The sequence below is a fragment of the Rhodococcus sp. ARC_M6 genome (assembly GCF_022810305.1).
In the GTDB taxonomy this organism is placed as follows: domain Bacteria; phylum Actinomycetota; class Actinomycetes; order Mycobacteriales; family Mycobacteriaceae; genus Rhodococcus_F.
In genome coordinates this window covers 128,045-134,044 of the sequence record NZ_JALGQH010000015.1, presented here as the reverse complement: position 1 = coordinate 134,044, position 6,000 = coordinate 128,045, and the positions used below count along the sequence as shown (strand labels likewise).

General features: G+C 60.8%; 5 protein-coding genes. All 5 read right to left on the bottom strand.

From position 1 onward, the window contains the following. Positions 1–182: 182 nt before the first annotated feature. Complete coding sequence (locus MTX36_RS17110; protein ID WP_243620907.1) at positions 183–1,139, bottom strand: R2-like ligand-binding oxidase; 957 nt, start codon at positions 1,137–1,139, stop codon at positions 183–185. A 66-nt stretch (positions 1,140–1,205) separates the two neighbouring features. Continuing rightward, entirely contained in the window at positions 1,206–2,867 is a 1,662-nt protein-coding gene (locus MTX36_RS17105) for a sulfatase-like hydrolase/transferase (protein WP_243620906.1), read from the bottom strand. Positions 2,868–2,971: 104 nt separating this feature from the next. Next, positions 2,972–3,727 (bottom strand): alpha/beta fold hydrolase, encoded by a 756-nt coding sequence (locus tag MTX36_RS17100; RefSeq protein WP_243620905.1) that lies wholly within the window; start codon positions 3,725–3,727, stop codon positions 2,972–2,974. A gap of 21 nt (positions 3,728–3,748) precedes the next feature. Continuing rightward, positions 3,749–5,302: a DNA polymerase Y family protein gene (locus MTX36_RS17095; protein ID WP_243620904.1), complete on the bottom strand. Its 1,554-nt coding sequence runs from the start codon at positions 5,300–5,302 to the stop codon at positions 3,749–3,751. Further along, positions 5,299–6,000, bottom strand: coding sequence for a hypothetical protein (locus tag MTX36_RS17090; RefSeq protein WP_374230497.1), 702 nt, complete (start codon positions 5,998–6,000; stop codon positions 5,299–5,301). The genes MTX36_RS17095 and MTX36_RS17090 overlap by 4 nt, the downstream gene beginning before the upstream one ends.

Below are 6,000 nucleotides of genomic sequence, written 5' to 3'. Positions count from 1 at the left end.
CGACGAGGGCGCAATCGGATTCGGCACCGGTCAGCTGCGCTGACGGACCGTAATTTCCCACCCCCGACTCCAACATCCCTCCACCGTATTCGAAACTATGTTCGGAGACAACAGTCACGGGCAAATCGGTCGGAATAGTCCGAATAGTCGTAAAAGCCACCGCCGCTTACGGTTTGGGCACCTTAACCAGCAGCCTCACTCATCGCTGCCGCGTCTTCTTCGCCGAACTTCTCCTCGAGGGTCTCGGGCGAGTAGTCCAAGTCGATCTCGGCTACATCGCGTCCCCGTGCCGACTCGATTGCAGACAAGCGTCGCTGCGCACGATCTGCGGCGTACTCGAGAAATTCCTGGTTGTCGAGGCCGAAAGGCTGCACCTCAAATTGATCGTTGACCCAGTTGATCATTCCGAGAGCCATAGGCATCAATTCCCCCATCCGCTGCTGGACGACGTCCCAGTTGGAGTCGTCCGCCGCCACATGCCTACGGCAGGTGAAAGTCCCCCACGCCATATGGCGCCGTTCGTCGTCGCCGATCTTTTTGATCAGCTGTTGCATACCGGGCAGGATTCCGCGGGTGGCACACACCTTCTGCCAGGCGTAATAACCTGTCAATGCAAGACTGCCTTCGATGACGTGGTTATAGGTGACGCTCGCACGCACCTGATTGACGGGGCTGGGATCGGTCTGAAGTATCCGCAACGACGACGGCAACTCGTCGTAGAACAGTTGGCGGTAGTAGGGATTGTCGGCGACGTAAGAATGCAAATCGTCGGTGAGCCCGACCGCATCCATCCAGAGCCGGAAAACCTGAGTGTGCTTGGCTTCCTCGAAACAGAACTGAGTCAGATACATCTCGTCACCGAACCGGCCCTCGGTGGACATTGCCTTCATGAACGGTTGAATGTCCTCGGTGACGGCTTCTTCTCCGGCGATGAACTGCGCACACAAGAATGTGGCACTACGTTGCTGCTCGCTGGTCAATTCCTGCCAGTCCTGGGCGTCCTGCGAAAAATCCAAGTCGGCCGGGTTCCAAAATTTGGCATTTCCTTTGGTGAACAAACGAAGCGGGAAGGAGTTCCAGTTCAGCCCTCCCGATCGGAGAGTGCTGAAACCTTCTCGCCCCGGCGAGGTGACAGTCATGACATTCCTTCTTCCCGAAACGAAGACATATGCCCCACCAGAATGCCCGCTGAACTACAACGTGAATCAGTTTTGCGGAACATTGCTCGATTCGGCCAGGGAAACACCCTTGGATTGCATCGCCGCGAAGAGTTTTGTGTTCATCTCGGCAGCTTTGGCTGGTTGGTAGAACGCAAAGTTGAGCGGGTTCGCAAGGTTGTTCAGCTCCAGTGGATCGGCCGCCATGTCGTACAACTCGTACTGGGGCGCAGCAACTCCCGCCGGGTCGAAGTACATCGTGTACTTCCAGCGACTATCCCGGATACAGCGAATATGGTTCGGCTGCGTAACAATGTTCTGACCGTCCGGTGTCGCACAGTTCTGATCGTCGTAGGTGAAGAGAATCGTGTCCTGGACCTGCATGCTCGGCGCGTTCGGGTAGGCCGCCGCGTCGACAATCACCGGTGTCAGATCCGTTCCGAGGAAGTTCCACGCATCTCGGTCCGGTACCTGGGCGAGGTTCGCGAGCGTCGGCACCACATCGATCAACGACGCCAAGGCATCCGTCTGTACCGGATTGGGGAACAACAACGGATTGCTGATCACAAGCGGGACGCGCAGAGTTTCCTCGTAGGCATTGAACACCTTCTGCCGGAGCCCTCCATGCGACATCCCCATCTCGCCGTGATCGGACATACGCACGATGACGGTCTGATCGAGCATCTGCGGGGTGGCTTCCAACGCGTCGAGCACACTGCCGATGTGCTCGTCCACCACCTTGTGCATGTAGGCGTAGAAGTTGATGTAGTTCTTGGCCTGGTCCGGTCCGAGCAGTGGGCCGAGTCCGGCGGCAAGCAACAATTCGGATTGAACTTGCGCAGTCGGTTTGTGATTGAAAGCCAAAATTTCGTCGAAGGTCGGCGGCAGTTCGATGCCCTGCTCGAACGAACCGGGTGCGTCCGACCCGTAGTTGTCGCACGTACCGTTCATGGCATTCCACGATTGCGGGTAGGCAAGCACGTCATGCGGATTGACAAACGAGACAATGAGCGCAAAAGGTTTTTCTCCCTTAGCATCTGGACCGGTAAGGAATTCGACCGCTTCTTCCGCGGCGCGACGGTCATGATCGGCACATCCCCCGCCGAAATGATCGGGATTGGTGTCCTGACCGGCATCCGGAGGCACCCATCCCTCGAAACCGAATGCCGCAATGTCGTCGCTGGTGGGATCTCCGCCGTCGGCACCCTTACTCAAATGCCATTTCCCACGGTAATGAACGTTGTAGCCAGCCGACGCCAACATCTTGGCCATGTTCTGCTCCGACGTCTGCAATTGCGGTTCCGTCGGAGATACCGTGCCGCCCTCGGTGAGGGTTCTGGTCACGCCATGCTGCGCCGGATACAGACCGGTGAAGAATGTGCTGCGACTGGGCGAACACATCGCCGTATTGCACACGGCTTGATCGAATGTGAGTCCGTGAGCCGCAATCCGTTGTCGGTTAGGAAGATTCCGCTCGACCCATCCTTGCGGCCAGTACATCGGACGCCGTTCCTGGTCGGTAATGATGACCACGATATTGGGCTGGGCCGGAAATGAATCACTGGGCGCTTTCCTTGCCGGCGTGTCTGCGGCGGTCGCCGACCCGATATCCGCCATACCTGCAAGAACCACCGCGCCCACACCACCCAAGAACATCCGACGGGGAACTCCATGACTGAGATGGTGGACGTTCGCAGGTTCTGGGCTCACGGAATGCGTCCTCTCGAGAGTGTGTCCTCAGAGTTGACCGTTTTGCCGCTTATTACACATATTCGTTTCGATTCAGGCTCGTTTCGATTCAGGCTCGTTTCGATTCAGGAAATGAACGGCACTACTGCAGACTCGAATTCGCGGTAGCCGTCCCGATGAACACTGTGACCGGTGCGAAATGACACGACCTCACAGCGTCTGAGCGTGGTCGCAACTTCGCGGAGGCGATCCGGATCGACCAGGCCTCCGAGTCCACCGCGCAAGAACAAGGTATCTGCTTCGATCAACGGCAGCCTGTCCCACCATTGCTGGTCCGGTCTGCGAAACTGCTCGAGCGCCGACCCTGTCATCGACCGATCGAATGAAAACGCAGCACGCGGATGGCGAACCAAACTTGTTGTGGCATACCATAATTCAGGGACGCTCGGTAACTTTTTTGTGAACACCTGTTCTGGATCGCCGTCACGTAGCGGGATCGGAGCTTCCTCGATAACCAATTTGCGGACTCCGGCGGGTCGTTTCTGCGCAATCAACGACGCTGCATGCCCGCCAAGAGAGTGCCCCACCACATCGACTTGATCGAATTCCAAGTGATCGCACACGTCCATGACGTCTTCGGCAAACTCCTCGAACAGGTACGACGACGCCCTGTCGCTCCGCCCGTGTCCACGAAGATCTGCAGACACAACCCGCCGATCGCGAGACCGTAAAGCCCGGGCGAACCTGTCCCAGGTTCCGCTGTCACCGCCCATCCCGTGGATCAGGACGACGGGCGGAAGTTCGGCAGCACTCGAGTTGGCTCCGGAATCGCGATAGCTGATTTCGACTCCACCGGCACTACGTACGTTAGCGACACTCACGAGATCCCAGAGTAGACCCGCTCACTCGTACACGCCTTCCACCGACCACCTTCCCCCTTCACAAATCACCAACAGAGCCCGCGATTGTTCCAACAACACCTGCGCCCGTGCCGCCGTCCGCACCGCTGCCGTGTCCCACCACCTCTCGTCAACAGGCCACGGCCCTGCCCAGCCCTGCACGGCCCATTCCTTGCTTCCCCATGTCAGCCTCGCAGGCCTCGCACTGAACACCCCTCGTTCGGTGACGTACACCGCGGTGCCCGACGCATCCCGGAGCACTACCTTCGGATTGTCGACGAAGATCGATCCCGGGGCCGGCTGCGGCAGTCGCCCCGGCCACGGCGACGTCGGGTCGTGCGCCGCCACACGTTCATCGCCCAAGGGCAACAAGGTAATTCGCTCCAATGGGCCTCTTCCTCCACTGAGAACACCCACCTGAACCGACTCGCCGCCCAACAATCCTTGCACTCGAACCAACGCGCGCCTGGCCCGTTCGTCCTCGTCGCCCACCCCACCCCACAGACCCAATTGCAAAGCGCCGGCGCTGACCACTTCCACCGGTTCCAGACGCAGTACCGCGATTCCGGCGGTGGGTTTGGCTTCGCTGCGCCCACTCAACCATCCGTCGAGTTGCCACCGCACCCGATCTGCCGTTCCCTCCGGCGTCAACGGCTCCGCGCAGCGCCACGTACGAGAGAGATGCTCACCGTTCCCGGTACTCGCCGAGATCAGCAACCGAGTGCAGGCAACTGCCGCTCCCGACAACTTGTCATGCAGGAGACTCGCCAACGCTCGTCCGGCGAAGGCTGCCGCATCCACTCGCTCGATGGACGGGTTGTACTGCTGCTCCACTTCGAGATCCGGCGGCAGTGTCCGCGCCGACGGTGGCCGCTCAGGTTCACCGCGGGCTGCCCGGTGTGCCAGTACCGCATCGGTACCGAACCTCGACGCCACATCGACGGCAGGTAAGTCGGCAAACGACCCGATAGTTCTGATCCCGAGGCGATGCAGCAAGTCCACCAACTCGCCGCGATGACGCGCAGACAAACTGGGCTCAGCCGATAGCTCCGACATCGGCAGTGGTGCAAGGAAACTCGCACCGCCGCCGGGCGGAACCAGTACAGCTCTGCGCGCGGCAATCACCGCCGTCGACAGCTGATCTGCCACCCCTACCTGGCATTCGACGCCTGCCGCCGCAACCTGATCCACCAACCGCTCCGCTGCAGCTTCCTCGCTGCCGAAATACCGGCTGACACCACGCGCACTCAGTACCAACAGCCCCGGACGTAGCACTTCTATACCAGGCGCTGCCGCATCGACCGCGGCCGCAACCGGCTCGAACAACCGGGCATCGCGCTCCGGATCTGCTACCGCCACATACAGTTCCGGACACCGCGCCTGCGACTCGCGTCTGCGCAATCCGCGCCGAACCCCTTCGGACCGTGCCGTCGCACTGCACGCAATCACCCGGTTGCCGGAGATGACAGCCACCGGATGTGTAGCCGGAAGATCTGCCAGCGCAGCCGCTGCCACCGCAGGCCAGTCCGGGCACCACAGAGCCAGAACCCTGCTCACAGCGCCACCACCTGAGCTGCACTTACCTCACGCGTCGGCCGCCATTCCACGCGTCCGGCCGCACTGCAAATATCCAGACGTGTGGTGCGCGGCTGAAACGAACGCCCGCGCGCACGCACTGCAAGACTGAGCGATTCGAGTCGCCCCCGCCCCAGCGCCCGCCCCTGACCGAAGCCACCGTAACCATCGACCCGCGCATCCAGCCGGATCTCCGCGCCATCCCAATGGCCATCTGTCACAACAAGAGTGGAACCCTTACTTCGAGCGCGCGCCACCACTGCCCGCGCCCGCGACGGTGGCACCGACGCCCCGGCCAATCCTAAAATCACCAGGTCCATACCGTCGAGCAGCACGGCGGCGACCTCGACCGGATCGGGGCCGGGAGCCGGTATGAAGGCCAAACGCTCCAACTTCGCACCCATCTCGTAGGCAGCCAACACTCCCAACCGAGGCTGGCCGATGACGGCAACATGCCCACCCGAAGCAGTCACCGATGCCATCAGCCCCACAAGCAGCGACGCCGCCCCTTCCACGGACACCACGGTGCCCCGCACCAATCCGCCCTGTGGCAGCAACTGGGCGATACCGGCAGGCACCGGCAAGATGCCTGCCACGCTTGCCCTCGTCTCATCTACCGCGCCCTCGACAGGAAACGGCGACAGAGTCGGTTCGCCGCCACGCGCCGGAATGGATGCCAT